Source organism: Priestia abyssalis (assembly GCF_002019595.1).
In the GTDB taxonomy this organism is placed as follows: domain Bacteria; phylum Bacillota; class Bacilli; order Bacillales; family Bacillaceae_H; genus Bacillus_BA; species Bacillus_BA abyssalis.
Map to the genome: position 1 here is coordinate 2,016,541 of NZ_KV917369.1, position 14,880 is coordinate 2,031,420.

Annotated in this window: 12 protein-coding genes, 9 tRNA genes and 3 other RNA genes; 21 read left to right on the forward strand and 3 right to left on the reverse strand. The window is 39.7% G+C overall.

Going from position 1 to position 14,880, the window contains the following annotated elements; all coding sequences use genetic code 11:
- The first annotated feature begins 441 nt into the window (after positions 1 to 441).
- Positions 442 to 1,719 carry a sensor histidine kinase gene (locus BK575_RS09225; protein WP_078410125.1) on the forward strand — a complete coding sequence of 426 codons (1,278 nt, stop codon included), beginning with the start codon at positions 442 to 444 and terminating at the stop codon, positions 1,717 to 1,719.
- Positions 1,720 to 1,820: 101 nt separating this feature from the next.
- Here the strand turns inward: BK575_RS09225 and BK575_RS09230 are convergent, their stop codons facing one another.
- On the reverse strand, positions 1,821 to 3,695 hold the full coding sequence (locus tag BK575_RS09230; RefSeq protein ID WP_078410126.1) for a glycoside hydrolase family 15 protein: 1,875 nt from the start codon (positions 3,693 to 3,695) through the stop codon (positions 1,821 to 1,823).
- 258 nt (positions 3,696 to 3,953) lie between these two features.
- On the opposite strand from BK575_RS09230, the gene BK575_RS09235 reads away from it, so the two are divergent.
- Together BK575_RS09235 and BK575_RS28465 are read left to right on the forward strand one after the other, a co-directional pair.
- Positions 3,954 to 5,036 (forward strand): GGDEF domain-containing protein, encoded by a 1,083-nt coding sequence (locus BK575_RS09235; protein ID WP_078410127.1) that lies wholly within the window; start codon positions 3,954 to 3,956, stop codon positions 5,034 to 5,036.
- A gap of 294 nt (positions 5,037 to 5,330) precedes the next feature.
- Positions 5,331 to 5,474: a hypothetical protein gene (locus tag BK575_RS28465; protein WP_169907678.1), complete on the forward strand. Its 144-nt coding sequence runs from the start codon at positions 5,331 to 5,333 to the stop codon at positions 5,472 to 5,474.
- A 108-nt stretch (positions 5,475 to 5,582) separates the two neighbouring features.
- On the opposite strand, the gene BK575_RS09240 is transcribed toward BK575_RS28465, so the two are convergent.
- Positions 5,583 to 5,978, reverse strand: coding sequence for a VOC family protein (locus BK575_RS09240; RefSeq protein WP_078410128.1), 396 nt, complete (start codon positions 5,976 to 5,978; stop codon positions 5,583 to 5,585).
- 384 nt (positions 5,979 to 6,362) lie between these two features.
- The gene (locus BK575_RS09245; RefSeq protein ID WP_139368007.1) at positions 6,363 to 6,656 is read right to left on the reverse strand and encodes a hypothetical protein; all 294 of its coding nucleotides are present in this window, start codon (positions 6,654 to 6,656) and stop codon (positions 6,363 to 6,365) included.
- Between the two features lie 306 nt (positions 6,657 to 6,962).
- On the opposite strand from BK575_RS09245, the gene BK575_RS09250 reads away from it, so the two are divergent.
- From BK575_RS09250 to BK575_RS09335, 18 genes are all read left to right on the forward strand, one after another.
- Positions 6,963 to 7,043: transfer RNA gene (locus BK575_RS09250), tRNA-Leu, on the forward strand.
- 12 nt (positions 7,044 to 7,055) lie between these two features.
- Positions 7,056 to 7,147, forward strand: a tRNA-Ser gene (locus BK575_RS09255).
- Positions 7,148 to 7,155: 8 nt separating this feature from the next.
- Positions 7,156 to 7,229: transfer RNA gene (locus BK575_RS09260), tRNA-Trp, on the forward strand.
- Positions 7,230 to 7,243: 14 nt separating this feature from the next.
- Positions 7,244 to 7,320: transfer RNA gene (locus tag BK575_RS09265), tRNA-Arg, on the forward strand.
- Positions 7,321 to 7,448: 128 nt separating this feature from the next.
- A tRNA-Pro gene (locus BK575_RS09270) sits at positions 7,449 to 7,525 on the forward strand.
- Positions 7,526 to 7,538: 13 nt separating this feature from the next.
- A tRNA-Ser gene (locus BK575_RS09275) sits at positions 7,539 to 7,629 on the forward strand.
- Between the two features lies 1 nt (position 7,630).
- A tRNA-Glu gene (locus BK575_RS09280) sits at positions 7,631 to 7,702 on the forward strand.
- A gap of 39 nt (positions 7,703 to 7,741) precedes the next feature.
- Entirely contained in the window at positions 7,742 to 8,188 is a 447-nt protein-coding gene (locus BK575_RS09285) for a hypothetical protein (protein ID WP_078410129.1), read from the forward strand.
- Positions 8,189 to 8,361: 173 nt separating this feature from the next.
- Positions 8,362 to 8,443: transfer RNA gene (locus tag BK575_RS09290), tRNA-Leu, on the forward strand.
- A gap of 21 nt (positions 8,444 to 8,464) precedes the next feature.
- Positions 8,465 to 8,851: RNase P RNA component class B (rnpB, locus tag BK575_RS09295), an RNA gene on the forward strand.
- A 45-nt stretch (positions 8,852 to 8,896) separates the two neighbouring features.
- Positions 8,897 to 8,970 (forward strand) — tRNA-Arg (locus tag BK575_RS09300).
- A gap of 18 nt (positions 8,971 to 8,988) precedes the next feature.
- Positions 8,989 to 9,176, forward strand: a non-coding RNA gene (gene ssrS / locus BK575_RS09305) — 6S RNA.
- Positions 9,177 to 9,200: 24 nt separating this feature from the next.
- Positions 9,201 to 9,465: signal recognition particle sRNA large type (ffs, locus tag BK575_RS09310), an RNA gene on the forward strand.
- Positions 9,466 to 9,879: 414 nt separating this feature from the next.
- Positions 9,880 to 10,428, forward strand: coding sequence for a TetR/AcrR family transcriptional regulator (locus BK575_RS09315; protein WP_078410130.1), 549 nt, complete (start codon positions 9,880 to 9,882; stop codon positions 10,426 to 10,428).
- Entirely contained in the window at positions 10,428 to 10,811 is a 384-nt protein-coding gene (locus tag BK575_RS09320; RefSeq protein WP_078410131.1) for a DMT family transporter, read from the forward strand. The genes BK575_RS09315 and BK575_RS09320 overlap by 1 nt, the downstream gene beginning before the upstream one ends.
- A 392-nt stretch (positions 10,812 to 11,203) precedes the next feature.
- Positions 11,204 to 11,740 (forward strand): VUT family protein, encoded by a 537-nt coding sequence (locus BK575_RS09325; RefSeq protein ID WP_078410132.1) that lies wholly within the window; start codon positions 11,204 to 11,206, stop codon positions 11,738 to 11,740.
- Between the two features lie 398 nt (positions 11,741 to 12,138).
- Entirely contained in the window at positions 12,139 to 12,510 is a 372-nt protein-coding gene (locus BK575_RS09330; RefSeq protein WP_078410133.1) for an HIT family protein, read from the forward strand.
- Positions 12,511 to 12,745: 235 nt separating this feature from the next.
- On the forward strand, positions 12,746 to 14,569 hold the full coding sequence (locus BK575_RS09335; RefSeq protein WP_169907679.1) for a sensor domain-containing diguanylate cyclase: 1,824 nt from the start codon (positions 12,746 to 12,748) through the stop codon (positions 14,567 to 14,569).
- Positions 14,570 to 14,880: the final 311 nt, after the last annotated feature.

Below are 14,880 nucleotides of genomic sequence, written 5' to 3' on the forward strand. Positions count from 1 at the left end.
CCAGCAGATCCATGATTATAACAAAGCAAACACTGAGAATAAAGAGCACAAGAGAAATGAGGAATATTTGCAAAATGATTTCAAACCTCCAATCACCGATTTTGCACGTTTTGTAAGTACCTTTGTAGTTACCATTGATTATTATGATAACTATGCACTGATTTCATTCTAAAATCAATTATGATCGGAATGTGGTAATAATCGTCAGAGCAGACATTGTGAAAGAGCTGCCTTTGTCAATCGCTAGTTAAGAATACAGTCGGAAGTATTAGAACAGGTTAATTTTCAATAAAAATGTTATGTTAACAAATGTTCCTTTCTTGAATAACAACCATACCGCTTCATGGAGTTCCCAATTTACCTGCTTTCATAAAAAAGCTTCCCAGATGAAGGTCCCTTACTTTATACTAAAGCCAGTAATACATTCTGTTAGGGGACTTCATGGTGAACTTTACTTATATTAATCAAAATGTACTAGATAATCTGTTTTACATTTTAGCCAGTCTTTTTCTTTATTTTGTTTTATATGAGAATGTGAAGAGGCTCAAACGTTATAAAAAAACCCTTATGACTATATGCATGAGTTTACCGATGATTTTAAGCATGAGATTCCCGATTTATATTGATGAGTATTGTGTTCATGACTTAAGGCAAATTCCTTTTATAATCGGTACCCTTTATGGCGGCTGGCCTGTAGGGGCTGCTTTGTTGACGATTCTATTAACCGTTAGATTCGTGTTTTATGGAGCTAATTTCCTGACGGTTATTGTTTACATTGTGATATTTATCGCAACGGCGCTTTATTCAACAAGATTCAATACGCTGAATAGAAAGAGAAAGGTTACCGCATCCGTTTTACTGTCTTTCGTTCTTGCTGTTGTCACAACCTTTATCGCTGTTATGATGTCTGACTCTTTTCGAGTGACTGAAGCTTATGTCTTTTATTTTATCGTTCTTCCTCCAGTCATTATGTTTTTCGCTGTGTCGATCATAGAACTTTTAAGCGACGCGCTTTTTATAAGATCAAAAGTAGTAAAGCTCGAAAAAATGGAGGTCGTCAGCCAGCTTGCAGCAAGTATTTCACACGAAGTCCGGAATCCTTTAACCGTTGTGAAAGGGTTTATTGAACTGCTGAAAGATCCTGGTCTGTCTCAAGAAGTGAGGGATCAGTACATTCAACATGTGGCAAGAGAGCTTAAGAGCGCAGAGTCCATTATTAGTGATTATTTAGCCTTTGCAAAACCCGCAGCTGAAAAAGTAGAACATATTTCAATCGATCGTGAACTAAGAAATATCATGGAAGTCATCAAGCCGCTCGCTAACATGAATTCAGTGACGATATCAGATAAACTGGTACCGGGAATGGTACTTGGCAATACGAAATATTTTCAGCAATGTTTCTTGAACTTGATTAAAAACGGGATAGAGGCAATGCCTGACGGCGGGGAACTCTCTGTCATTTCAGCTGTAAATAAAACTCATATGACCATCGAGATAAGTGATACCGGGGTTGGAATGACGAAAGAACAAATCAACCGTTTTGGCGAGCCTTATTATAGCAGCAAAGAAAAAGGTACGGGATTAGGTTCAATGGTTGCGGTTCGGATCATTCAAACGATGAAGGGGACATTTGATATAAAAAGTACCTTAAATGAAGGAACAACCATCACGATCTCATTCCCTGTTTGTATGGATGAACAGGGCGTGTCCAAGCTTTAAGTTGGCCAATACTTTTAGCTTGGACTATGAGAAGAGAGAAAGCATGTTTCTTGTAAAAGGGAGACATGCTTTTTTATACATTGTCATGGTGACAGGCACTTTTAACCATTTCGAAAGAATAAGTTTTGGTGTAACAGGATGGATCTTATTACACCTGATTGGGAGTAACTTGGCATGGCAATTCCTCTCGCGCGGCCTTTGCTATACCATAATTCCGGCAACAGACCGCAAAAGGAACTATTACGGTAATTGTGGTTGAAATATTTCCAGGCTTCGTTTACATCGTTTTGAACTAAAAAGGCTTCGCCTAACCAAAAAGTAGGCCCGGTCCACGGTTTCAAATCACCTTCTTCTGTTGTTAGGCTTTCGTGTCTCCAAATTCCTCCAATGAAGGGATCTTCTAATCTTTGTTGTATTGCTTTAACAGTAGGAGCAAGCCACTCTTTTGGGAAAATCGGAAATTCAGAGAAGAACAAAGTAACGGATGCATCCAATCGCTTTGTTTCCTTTGAGCGAGCTACTATGCCGTCGTGGACATTATGATAATGGATAGCCTGGAGCAATTCATATGCTCCTTGTCTAAACTGAGCCGCTTTCTCCTTTTCGCCAAGAGCTTCCACCATTTCAGCAGCCCTCATTAATCCATACGAGGAAATGGCAGAAGTCCATGTCATATGTTCAAAGGCTTCTCCTAAATGAGGGCCAAAGGTCTCCCAAATTCCCGCATCCGGTAAAATCAGTCCAGTATCATCACGGTTTTTTAAAATCCAATCAGCGGATTCGTTAATAATTTGTCGCAGGTCGCGTAAAATTTTCTGATCTTTAACTAAGGACCAAACCTGCCAAATCCCGTATAAAATGAGTCCCGTCGTATCATTTTCAAATGCATGCTCATTAGGTAAATGGGTCACAGCATTATAGGCAAAATAATAGTTCCCGTCAGGACGCTCGATTAAATAACTAAGTGTTGCGTACAAAGCCTTTACAGCATCGTCTAGATGGCCTGATAACGCTAAAGTGGATACGATCCACAAACTATCACGAATCCACACATTTCCTTGATATGGCCTGAATCCAATAAGTATGGGAGTGCCATCTTTCTGCAAGCTCATTTTTAATACAGTGTTACTAAGTTTCCAGTAATAATCAAGTGGTGACGGCAGTGAACCGACATCGATCGTTTCATGATGCCATGTTTCCCACATTTGTAATGTTTGCTGTTCGCTTTGTCGAATGGTTGCTAATGTATCCTCTAATTCTTGAAGGGCCTCCTCTTTAGAATCACCAGCGGCAAATACTTGGTAAACGGGCGGGCTATACGCTTTACTGGGAATGGTTTGATCAGGAATAATAAAGGTTAAAGAAGTTGGAAGCAAACTATGTTCAAAAATGGTTGTTTGACCTCCTGTGACAGCTTTAGCAATATCTCCCGTAACTCCTTTAGCAGTAGGCGTAACAGCTATTGCCAGCCATTGATTTGCAGAAATTCGAGAAATAAACGTGTTGTTTATTCTTTGGACAATGTTTCGAAGATGGACAACGGGATAAATGGATGCCGCTGAAGAATGATTGCGGAGTGTCTTGACTTCGATAGAGCGTATAAGTGTATTTTTAGAAGGAGGGGCCCAAGTTTTTGTCCGAACAACTGTATTCCCCTTGTGAGAGACTGCTTCATATATACCGCAGCCATTGATGTACCGAGTGTTATTTAATGATACAATTTCTCCGACTTGTCCCAAACTCTCTTGAACCATTCCATACGGGTCATACCAAATCTTTTCATGGTGATCTTTTACTAGTACGTAAGAACCTGGTTCCTCTAATAACGAGCTTGATAAATCAAAGTTTGGATAAAAGAATTGGCTTACTTTATCGACTGGGCGGCACCCCTTATCATACTGCTGGAGCCAGGCTAATACGCTGCCATTAGAAACAGGGGCATGATTATTCTGGTTTTTACCAATGAAATACTTCATTTATGTACCCTCCTTTACCAAAGATCCATTAGACCATAAGTTATAATATGGGAACGTAAAGGAGAATAGAAAACTTATTTAGGTTATTTTTAGATTGTTATTAGGAAAAGGCAGTTAATCATAAACCTTGAAAATAAACAGGTTTATGATTCATCATGTTATGTTTTAGCAAACTTTTTTCTTGAATTTATTGGAATAAAAACCTATAATTTATATTTGTTTCCAAATCTAATACTATATAGTCTGGGTGTTCTATTTATGTTTCGAGACTTATTTATAAATGCTTGTATTATAGTTTCTTATATATTTTTAATCAGTCGTTTTGTAAGTAATCCATTTTCACAACAGGAAATGAATAAATGGAAAATAGGTTTTTTAGCAGGTGGATTAGGTTTAATACTCATGCAGTTTACATTGCATGTGTCACCCACCGCTCTTATTGATCTTAGGCATATTGCTGTTATTATACCTGCTGTATATTTGGGTCTTTTGCCAACAGTTGTCGCTTCAACGATGATCGCGGTTGGAAGATTAGCCTTTTTTGACATAAACCCTGATAGTATAAAAGCTGCAGCAGTTATGTTCTTATTAGGCATCGGATGCGGTCTTATTCATCGATATTCTTTTCGACTATCTTTTTTTAAAAGATGGATGATAATGAATTTATGTTGCATGGCCGCAATCTCCATTTTGTTGCTGGACATGTTGGAATATAATTTTTCACTTCTTCTCGAAATTACCCCTTACCACTGGGTATTTTCCTTTTTAACAGCATGGTTAGCTCATTATACGATTGGTTATATTATAGAAAATAATGCTATGATCAGAAAATTAAAAGAGGAATCCACCACAGATTTCTTAACCGGTTTGAACAATACCCGTCAGTTTGATGTATTATTTGACTCGTACATCACCAGAGCACAGCGGCAGCAAAAAAGTTTATCTTTCTTGCTCCTTGATATTGACCATTTTAAAAAAGTTAATGATACGTATGGTCATGAAAGTGGAGATGAGATTTTAAGGCAGATAGGGAACATTTTATTGGAATCTACCCGATTGGGGGATATTGTTTCTCGAAATGGCGGCGAAGAATTTTCGGTAGTCTTACTTGATCGCTCGAAAAGAGATGCCGCAAGTATTGCTGACCGTATAAGACGAACGATAGAAGAATATGAATTTCAGTTATCTGATAATAAAAAGATAAACATTACGGTTTCTATCGGTGTTGCAACATATCCTGAAACCAATAATTCTAATGAATTATTCAGGAAAGCTGATGAAGCTTTGTATAAAGCAAAAAACTCAGGCAGAAACCGTGTCGTTGTATCTACATATTATTGAACTACCCACCACTTCATTTTCTAACGAAAATTTGAAGTGGGAGTCTTCTCTCCTAAAAAGATAAATTGGAATTTTCATCTGGACTTTTCCTTCGGTATCAAAGCCGGAGGATTTTTTTTGTATGATGATATCATGGAGTTACTGAAAGGAGCTTACTGGAAGAAGATTTGAAATGGTATAAAAACTTAAAGGAAATGAACAATAAAAAAGAATTCATCTTTATATTTTGGTCCATTCATCAAAAATAACCTTAGAAACAACAACCAAACAAAGTGAAATTTGAGGTGATTGATTGTGGAGTGGGAACATCAAGTGGAGCAGCTTTGCGAAGATATAGGATTCAAAGTTCTTGCAATTGAACGAGGTTATGTTATTTTCGAAGAAGATGGAGAAGTTTTCCCTCTTCCAGAAGAAGTTGTCGCGGCATGGTTCGTTTAACAACAAGAAAGACGAACCCTTATTAAAAGTTCGTCTTTGTTAAGTGGAGAGCTGATGTTATGTACATTTACATGTTTGGCTTGCCAATTAAGATCTTTATCCTGTCACTTAGAGGGGAAGATTAAATTGCCATGAAACGCCAAACTGATCGACAATCCATCCGAACTTTTTGCTGAAGGAGTAATCGCCAAGCGGCATAAGAGCTTGTCCACCTTTACTTAAGTTTTCATAAAGGTTGTCTATTTCCTCTTCTGTGTCACATGTAATAAAGATTGAAAAGGATGGAGTAAACGTAAATTCATGCTTCACATTGCTATCAATGCACATAAATTCCTGCCCCTTCAATGAAAAGGCAGCTTGCATGACACTTCCTTCTTCGCCTGGTTCATTTGCTCCGTAACGAACAATGTTGATTATTTCGGAATCCTTTATTAAAGAAGTGTAATAATTCATAGCCTCTTCTGCATTTCCTTGAAACATCAAAAATGGTGTTACCTTTGACATTTTAATGACCTCCTTAAAAATGAATGTCTCTTTTTTACTTTAATAATTCTCTTAGCTTATTCAATCCTCTTTTACTGCCTATATTATACCATTTCTAAAAAAGAAATCAAACATATGTTCTTATTCAGACTGAAAAGAAGTAGTTAGCACTCATATGTCCATAATGAAAAGTTACATGATAAGCGCTTTCGGAGGATAGGCCAATGGAAATGGCGAGTCGCCCATCCCTTATCTGAAATCGACTCATCCGAGATTTCCTTTTTAGAATATGCCTTTTCATCCCTTGAGAAGAGAGTGTTCTCGCCTAGTCTTTTGATAAAACTCTAATTCCAAATCAATGTGATATATTGTTTTCAACATTTCTAGGTGTTTATTGAAGAACAATTAGACGATATTTTTGTTCTCCTTTTTTACAAATAATAAGGATGTAAAATAAGTGAGGATAGCTGTTAGCAGACCTGCACCGAACAGTATGCTGCCGATAATGACAAAGTTATTTTTATATGTTTCCACAATCATGTTGTATCGGTTAGTATCAGCGACGCCGTTTTCTTGGTTAAGAAGCCACGAATCGCCTAGAGAAGTTCCGAATGAAATACTTGAAAACATGAGAATTAAGCCCGCTATCGCTAATAAAGATGACATAATACTTAATCCTTTAATGTGTTCGTTTGACAATTAGATTCCCCCTAAACTTAAAAAAGTTAGCTTAATCACATATCTATACTATGCTATATAATACGTTAAAATCTCCATTTAACCTGCCTTTTGAATAAGATAAGAGATGTCAATGTAGTTTCTGGCCGTTAAATAACGATCATTCTGTAGCGGATTCAATGCTCTTTATTATAAGTTCCAAAAAATACCTCATTCGTAGATATTGATTTCTACGAAAACATGAGGTAAGATAATTCTTGTCGCCAGCGAAACGGTGATCAACAAAAACTGATCATTGTATGGAGCTGTCGCTAGACAATTCAATTTGCGGGTGTGGCGGAATTGGCAGACGCACCAGACTTAGGATCTGGCGCCTTAGGCGTGGGGGTTCGAGTCCCTTCACCCGCACTTTTATATTTAGGAGAGCTGTCCGAGTGGTCGAAGGAGCACGATTGGAAATCGTGTAGATGGTTAACGCTGTCTCAAGGGTTCGAATCCCTTGCTCTCCGCCAGTTAAAATAGGGGCATAGTTTAACGGTAGAACAGAGGTCTCCAAAACCTCCAGTGTGGGTTCGATTCCTACTGCCCCTGCCAAAATGATAAAATATGCGCCCGTAGCTCAATTGGATAGAGCGTCTGACTACGGATCAGAAGGTTGTGGGTTCGACTCCTGCCGGGCGCGCCATATTATAGAAAAGCGAAAGCGACTGTTCAATCTTGAAAGGCGTTGGGCTTCTGACCGGGAAACCGCTCTTTGGTTTCATGGATAGAAGTGAAATGACAGAGAGATTAGGAGCCATAGCTAGATCATAACGGGGAGTAGCTCAGCTTGGTAGAGCACTTGGTTTGGGACCAAGGGATCGCAGGTTCAAATCCTGTCCCCGCAACCAAATAAATTCATATAGAGAAGTACCCAAGTGGCTCAAGGGGCTCCCCTGCTAAGGGAGTAGGTCGCGAACGCGGCGCGAGGGTTCGAATCCCTTCTTCTCTGCCACGGCCCGTTGGTCAAGCGGTTAAGACACCGCCCTTTCACGGCGGTAACACGGGTTCGAATCCCGTACGGGTCATCAACCAGGCAGTTTGCAGATAACGCAAGCTGTCTTTTTTTGCGTTTTCATTTCTTAGACACGATTTCCTTTGATGCAAACGAACGAAGTATGAAAGTATTTGCTGATGAAGAGCAAATCTCGTATTCATCACGGGGTGACCATCCACTTGCAGTTCGATTAATTGGCTTTTCCGGGACTGAGTTAATGCAAATGGGGTACTATTCCGATTTTATATCCATTCATACCAGGATTAATTGGCATTTTATTATGTGTATTTGCCTTCATTCGACAGAAAAAGAAAATAAATTAGACAAGAATGATTTGTATATTCAGTTATCGTGGATGTTTATCATTCAATTCTTAAAATATCACAAGGAAATAGAGTTGGCTTTATTAGTAAGTAAAGTCAACTCTATTTTTTACCTTAAATCAAAACGCAGCCTTTATTTAAAATTGGATAGAGCGTTAGCAGAAAAAGATTTTGGCACATTTCTCATACTGTAACAGAAGCGACCGCTCTTCTTGTGCGCTCATTTCCAATAAATACTAACTTCGTAGATATTGATTTCTGCGAAGTTATAAGGTAAGATAGATTTTGTCGCCAGCAAGACAATTATTGAAAAGTGGTGGCGTGAAGAGAGCACGATCGAAAGTTAAAGATTTAAAATTAATACTATGCGGGTGTGGCGGAATTGGCAGACGCACCAGACTTAGGATCTGGCGCCTTCGTGCGTGGGGGTTCGAGTCCCTTCACCCGCACTTTTTTACTACTCTATACAAAACCGGAGAGAATCGCGCAGATTTCGATCTGTGAGGAAAGTCCGTGCTCGCACAGACTGAGATGTCTGTAGTGTTCGTGCCTGGCGAAATGATAAGTCAGGGCAGCTTGTACATCAGGCTGACGGCAGGGAAAGCACCTAAGTCCGCTGGATATGGTGTGAATACCTTGAAAGTGCCACAGTGACGGAGCTTCGAGGGAAACCTTGAAGGTGGAACGAGGTAAACCCCACGAGCGAGAAACCCAAACAATGGTAGGGGAAGTGTCTTGAGGGAATACAACCGATACAGACACCATCGCTTTCATGCGGTGAGATAGATGATTCTCCACCTTGTACGAGAAGTGCGCTTCGTTTGCAGTACATGGTGAACAAAACGCGGCTTATGAGGTTTTGTATATTCAATAAAATAGTGTAGATATCCAAACTGAAATATGCGCCCGTAGCTCAATTGGATAGAGCGTCTGACTACGGATCAGAAGGTTATGGGTTCGACTCCTGTCGGGCGCGCTTGAACTGATTGACCAATATATCCTGCGGTGTACGTTATTCCTATTTGTTTTGAACCGTACTGTTTGATCGGGATTCTTATATTTGTGGACAGATGCCATGCCTCCCTGTAAGCGAGGATTGCAGGAACGTCGATATGCGGAAACCCACCTGCGAGATCGCGGGTTCACAAAACAGATTGGAAGGACGGCATAGGCGGGACTTATCTTCAGATAAAATAATGATACATACCGTGCTAGATGGGGAGATGGCGGTGCCCTGTAACCCGCAATCCGCCTTAGCGGGGTTGAATTCCCATCCGCGGTGCGATTCATGTAAGGCCTGCCTTGTGCAAGTAGTGTTGACAATCGGGTCCTGCGCAACAGAAACCCATGAACCTGGTCAGATCCGGAAGGAAGCAGCCATAAGTGGATTCTTCTGTGTGCCGCAGACAAGCCTGATCGAGCTAACTGCACAAGTAACGCTTAGGTGGTCGTATCAACGATGGGTGCACGGTGTTTTTATCCTATAACATATATACGGCGGCGTAGCTCAGCTGGCTAGAGCGTACGGGTCATCTATCAGGCAGTTTGCGAATCACGCAAACTGCCTTCTTTCATGAGTTAAAAGGTACTGTTCGATGTTTATATGTGAACCTCTCAAGGAATTTTTGTCGAACTCCCAGTATAAACAGGATAGAAAGTCAATTCCTTTATTATTTCTAAAATTTGATTTGTTCAGTACCATTTAGAGAGCGGCTATTTATTTGTGGCAATCAAACAATGTACGTTTTACGGTATGCATACTAATCAGTGTTTATTATGACACCCTTATTTAAGGTGTTAGTTAAGATTTAGTAAATTGACAAAAAACCGTCTGGACGGTACAGTAAAAATGTGAAAGTTGTTATCTCTTTGGAGGTTTGTAGAAATGGGAGAAAATATTTCTAAACGTAAGTTAATATTAATGGCAGCATCAGAAATCGTTCGAAATGAAGGAGCAGCGCAATTAACTCTGGAAGCCGCAGCTCATAAAGCAGGTGTCAGCAAAGGGGGCTTACTTTATCATTTCCCAACGAAAGAAGCCTTAATTAGAGGGCTGGTTGATGAGTTAACAGATCAATATGTGAATGAAATTGAGGAAAGAGTAAATGGGGATGATGATCCATCTGGAAAATGGAGCAGGGCTTACGTAGAAGCTACGTTTAAAGAAATTGAAGATGGATTAAAAATAAGCTCTGGATTATTGGCAGCGGTCTTTACCAATCCGGAATTGCTTGAAAAACTTCAAAAGCAATATAAAATTTGGCAGGACCATATAGAAGCTGAAAACACGGATTCTGTACGTCCTGCCATTGCACGTCTTGCTGCTGATGGTTTATGGTTTGCAGAAATATTTGGATTAGCCCCTTTAGAAAAAGGGCTGAGAGAACGTGTATTAAATGAACTTGTTATGTGGACAAAAGAGGAGAATGAATAATGGCCTATATCTATTTGTTGTTTTCCATCATTGGGGAGCTTATTGGCACATCCATGGTTAAAGCCTCTGAAGGGTTTACAAAGTTATTACCAGTGTTAGGAGTTATTATAAGCTTTACCTTTTCCTTTTTCTTTTTATCCCTATCACTTAAGAGTCTGCCGCTCAATATGGCTTATGCCATTTGGTCAGGGGTAGGTACAATCGCAACCGTGTTAATATCCGTGTTGATTTGGAAAGAAAAAATAACGGTTGGCAGTGTCATCGGGATCTTATTGATTATTGCCGGAGTCGTCGTATTAAATCTCTTTGGTCCTGGTCACAGTCATGCAGCTGACTTAACGAATTCTGAATTCCAGGTTCAGCAAAAAGAAAGCTTATATTGAGTGCTAGGCTGCTGTAACATAATAATGCTCTAACTTTAAAAGGCCGGAAATATTCATAACTTGAATCTTTCCGGCCTATTTCATATACGAAGTAAATACTGCTACACACCGCATTTTTTAATTTTCAAAACAGTCTGCTCAGGGCTTTTAATAATTGGATGGTGACAGGCACTTTTAGCAACAGCGACATGTGCCTTGCAGAAGGATGGGATGTATTTTGTCCTTTTGGGTCATCCTCTTTACCGTTAAACTTAGGATATGGTATAGTGTTATAGTCGTTTTATTTAGGTCATATGATGAATAGGAGAGGGAAGTTCGATGCCCTTTCTAAATGCAGAAGGCGTCCTTTGATAGGGTGTCTATTTTTTGTTGTATATGAATTGGAGGTTTTTATGAGAATAGGATTATATCTTTTGTCGATTGTCATGGCGAACTTCGTGACAGCAGCCTTTGCACCGCTGCATGTTGGTATGTTTATCGTTCCGATGGGAACTTTGCTGATAGGGGCTACGTTCATTTTGCGTGACCTCGTGCAAAATAAGTATGGCAGAAAAAAGACGTATATGATCATTGGAGCGGCGTTGTTGTTATCGGCCGTTGCATCATACTTGCATGGTGATACGTTATTGATTGTAGCCGCTTCTGCCGTTTCCTTCGCGGTTTCGGAAACGACGGATACGGAAATTTATACTCGTTTGCGGCTGCCGATGGCGTGGCGTGTGTTCTACAGCGGGATTGTGGGAGGACTGCTTGACTCCATCATCTTTGTCGTGATTGCGCTGAGTCCGCTTGGAGCGAACTTTTTGCCTTGGGAAGCCGTACCGGCAGCCATTATTGGCCAAGTGCTGGTCAAAACGGCTATCCAAGGACTGGGGGCGTTCATTTTGAACTCCGTTGTCAAATCTTCTGATAAGAAATTAGCGATGTAGTACGGTTTATGCCTGTCATTTCCGAGATTTGGGGATGGCAGGTATTTTTTTATATGCTGATGTTCATTTAATTTAATGAATCCAAAATTTCTCTATAAAATTAGTGAGATTTTAGTGAATGTCATCGTATGATGCATCGCAAGAGAGACCATGTGTTGACGGTGGAGGAGCTTCAGGCATTGATAAGGCAGTAAGCGGTGAATGATATTTTTTCACAATAAGAGTTAGAAAAGGTTCATATGGAATGTTGAGGTCATCATATGAGACATAAGCACCTGTCATCTCTGAATGAAAAGCACTGACTAAACCGAGTTGATGCTTTTTTCTTTTATCTTCCGTTGTTATAATTTTTATGGAGTATACCATATCTTGTGAAATTTGTGATTTGGAGGAAGCACATGTCTTGTCCATTCTGCTTATTACCAAAAGAAAGCATCTTGCTTGAAAATGACCATGCCATTGCCTTTTTTGATAAATACCCTGTTCAACAAGGGCATCTTCTCATTGTACCGAAACGTCATATTAAAACGTATTTTGATGCTTCCATGGCAGAAGTGGCAGCGATACACGCTTTGCTGCATGAGGGAAAACAAATGCTGGACGCCAAATATCAGCCTGACGGCTACAACATCGGTGTCAATGTAGGAGAGTTTGGCGGCCAAACGGTGATGCATCTGCATGTTCATCTTATTCCTCGTTATCAAGGAGATATAGAGGATCCGAGGGGCGGTATCCGAAAGGCCATCCCGAATTTGGTGCCGTATCCTTGAAAAGAAGAAGGGGATGGATGCCGAAAGAAGGTGTCCAGCCCTTCATTCCTCATTGATAGCAGTCTCCAAAAGTAAAAGAAAATGAGTTACCAGACAAAACGTAGAAATCATTTCTAAGTCTTTTTTACTAGGAAATATGGTATCCGTTCAATGACTAGCTTCTAAGAAGTGATATAATAAAGTAGAGAATTCAGAAAACTTTAATATAATGGGGTCATTCATGAAGAGGATAATCATGGTTACTTTTTTATTTTCATTATCGGGATGCTTATGGATGAATCTCGGTGGAACAGAGATGGGTTCTATGATGGTTCAAGCAAACAGCCGTTTTGAACATGAAAGCTACTCAACGGAAAAGAAAAAAATGTCATTGCATAGAGAATGGGAATTTTACTGGAATCAATTATTGGATCCTAAGGCCATAAAACAAGAGGATATCAAACCTGACTATATCCAGGTCCCTTCTTCTTGGCAGGAAAATATGATCAATGGAGAGACGCTTCCTAACTTTGGATATGCAACGTATCGACTTCAATTAAAAGTTCCCCCTGAAGATATAGGGAGAAATAAAGCCTTATACTTGGAATATGTGGGAACTGCCTATCAACTTTGGATAGACGGCCAAAAAAAACAGGGGATAGGAGTCGTAGGGAAGAGCCGCGATGAAGAGACTCCAAAATTGCGCTTAAACCTTGCTTTTTTTGAACCTAAATATGAAACGGTCGAAATCGTCATTCAAGTTTCTAATCATTCTTTTCGGGAAGGCGGAATATTCGGTGAGGTATCATATGGTGACCCGACAGCGCTTATTCCTTCTATCGTAAAGACTTTTGCTAAAGAAATTTCTATTATTGGGGGATTTTTCTTCGTAGGATTGTACCATATAGTGATCTTTGGCATAAGGAAAATAGACTTGCCCAGCCTTCTGATCGGATTAATTGGGATGGCAGGAGCGATCCGCACGCTGCTGCTTAATGAGTACCTGATGTTTTTGTTGATCCCTGGAATCAGTTGGGAACTTATGACGAAGGTCGAATATTTAGTCGAAATTGCAGGCTTTACATTTGTCGTTCTTCTAATGAAGCATATGTATCCTAAGGAGGTACATACTATCTCTCTTCGTCTTGCCTATGTTTTTGTTGCTGCATGCAGTGCCTATGTGTTGCTTACTCCCGTACATGTATTTACAGAGACAATGTTTATACATGTTACAATGATGTCCATCTTTCTTTTCTATTTTGTTTTTTATGTAGGCATTGTAGCTGCATGGCGAAAAAGAGAAGGAGCACAGGTCAATTTGATTGCACTGGCGATTATCGTTGTCAGCATGTGCCATGACACGCTGTACTATACTCAAGTGATAGATACATTTAGTACGCTGGAGTACAGTGTTCTCCTTTTTCTATTATTACAAGCTGTCATCGTGTCTTATCGATATTCTCAATTATTTGGAAAGAATGAAATGTTGACGGCGGAATTAGTAAAAATGAATCATACATTAGAAGAAAAAGTGATAGAAAGAACAAAAGAATTACAAGAAAAAAATGAAGAATTGTTTCGTCTGGCGACGACTGACGGATTGACAGGAATGCTTAATCGCAGGTATTTTCTAGATCGAGTCAAAGAGCAGTTGGCTGAAGGAAAATCGGGCATTTCTTTATTACTGATTGATATTGATAATTTTAAGCGGATTAACGATCGATATGGCCATATGGGCGGAGATCAAGTTCTCATTACATTTTCCGATATATTAAAAACATCATGTGCCAGTGAAGGCATTGTAGGGAGAATTGGAGGCGAAGAATTCGCAGTATGTTTAGCAGGAATAGAGAAGGAAGAAAGTATGGAGACAGCCGAACGCTTGCGGGCATTTACTGAGAACGGCCGTTTTTTTCTAGATGAAGGGGAACAAATTCCTGTTACGGTCAGTATTGGTACAGTCTATACAAAAAGGAAGGACATTATATTTGAAGAGCTATACCACCATGCAGATATGGCCCTTTACACATCAAAAGAGACCGGGAAAAATAAGGTGACCTTTAAGGAGTTAACTATATAAACCGATTTAGAAAATTCGACATGACCAAAGAGCAGCCATGCTAAATTTTCTAGACCTAAGCGGCTGTCATCCGTTGGCGCCATCCGCATAGGTGAACCTTTGAGGGCGGATTCGAGTTGTCTAGAGCGCCGATTGTGAATATCTCTCTATAAAATGAAAACGTGTCGAGTTATTAAGTGGAATGTATATAAACAGTATAAATCGGATACAGCCTCTGTCTCAAAGGGATAGAGGCTGAAAGTATGAATTCACTTTAAAAAGATAGATGGTTAGGGGCAATGTATCAATAAAAAATATGAAAAGTGTATGTC

What these genes read in the sequence shown, in the direction of transcription:
- BK575_RS09225 (WP_078410125.1), top strand. Translation starts at nt 442, where the DNA reads ATGGTGAACTTTACTTATATTAATCAAAATGTACTAGATAATCTGTTT.
- BK575_RS09230 (WP_078410126.1), bottom strand. Translation starts at nt 3,695, where the DNA reads ATGAAGTATTTCATTGGTAAAAACCAGAATAATCATGCCCCTGTTTCT.
- BK575_RS09235 (WP_078410127.1), top strand. Translation starts at nt 3,954, where the DNA reads ATGTTTCGAGACTTATTTATAAATGCTTGTATTATAGTTTCTTATATA.
- BK575_RS09240 (WP_078410128.1), bottom strand. Translation starts at nt 5,978, where the DNA reads ATGTCAAAGGTAACACCATTTTTGATGTTTCAAGGAAATGCAGAAGAG.
- BK575_RS09315 (WP_078410130.1), top strand. Translation starts at nt 9,880, where the DNA reads ATGGGAGAAAATATTTCTAAACGTAAGTTAATATTAATGGCAGCATCA.
- BK575_RS09320 (WP_078410131.1), top strand. Translation starts at nt 10,428, where the DNA reads ATGGCCTATATCTATTTGTTGTTTTCCATCATTGGGGAGCTTATTGGC.
- BK575_RS09325 (WP_078410132.1), top strand. Translation starts at nt 11,204, where the DNA reads ATGAGAATAGGATTATATCTTTTGTCGATTGTCATGGCGAACTTCGTG.
- BK575_RS09330 (WP_078410133.1), top strand. Translation starts at nt 12,139, where the DNA reads ATGTCTTGTCCATTCTGCTTATTACCAAAAGAAAGCATCTTGCTTGAA.
- BK575_RS09335 (WP_169907679.1), top strand. Translation starts at nt 12,746, where the DNA reads ATGGTTACTTTTTTATTTTCATTATCGGGATGCTTATGGATGAATCTC.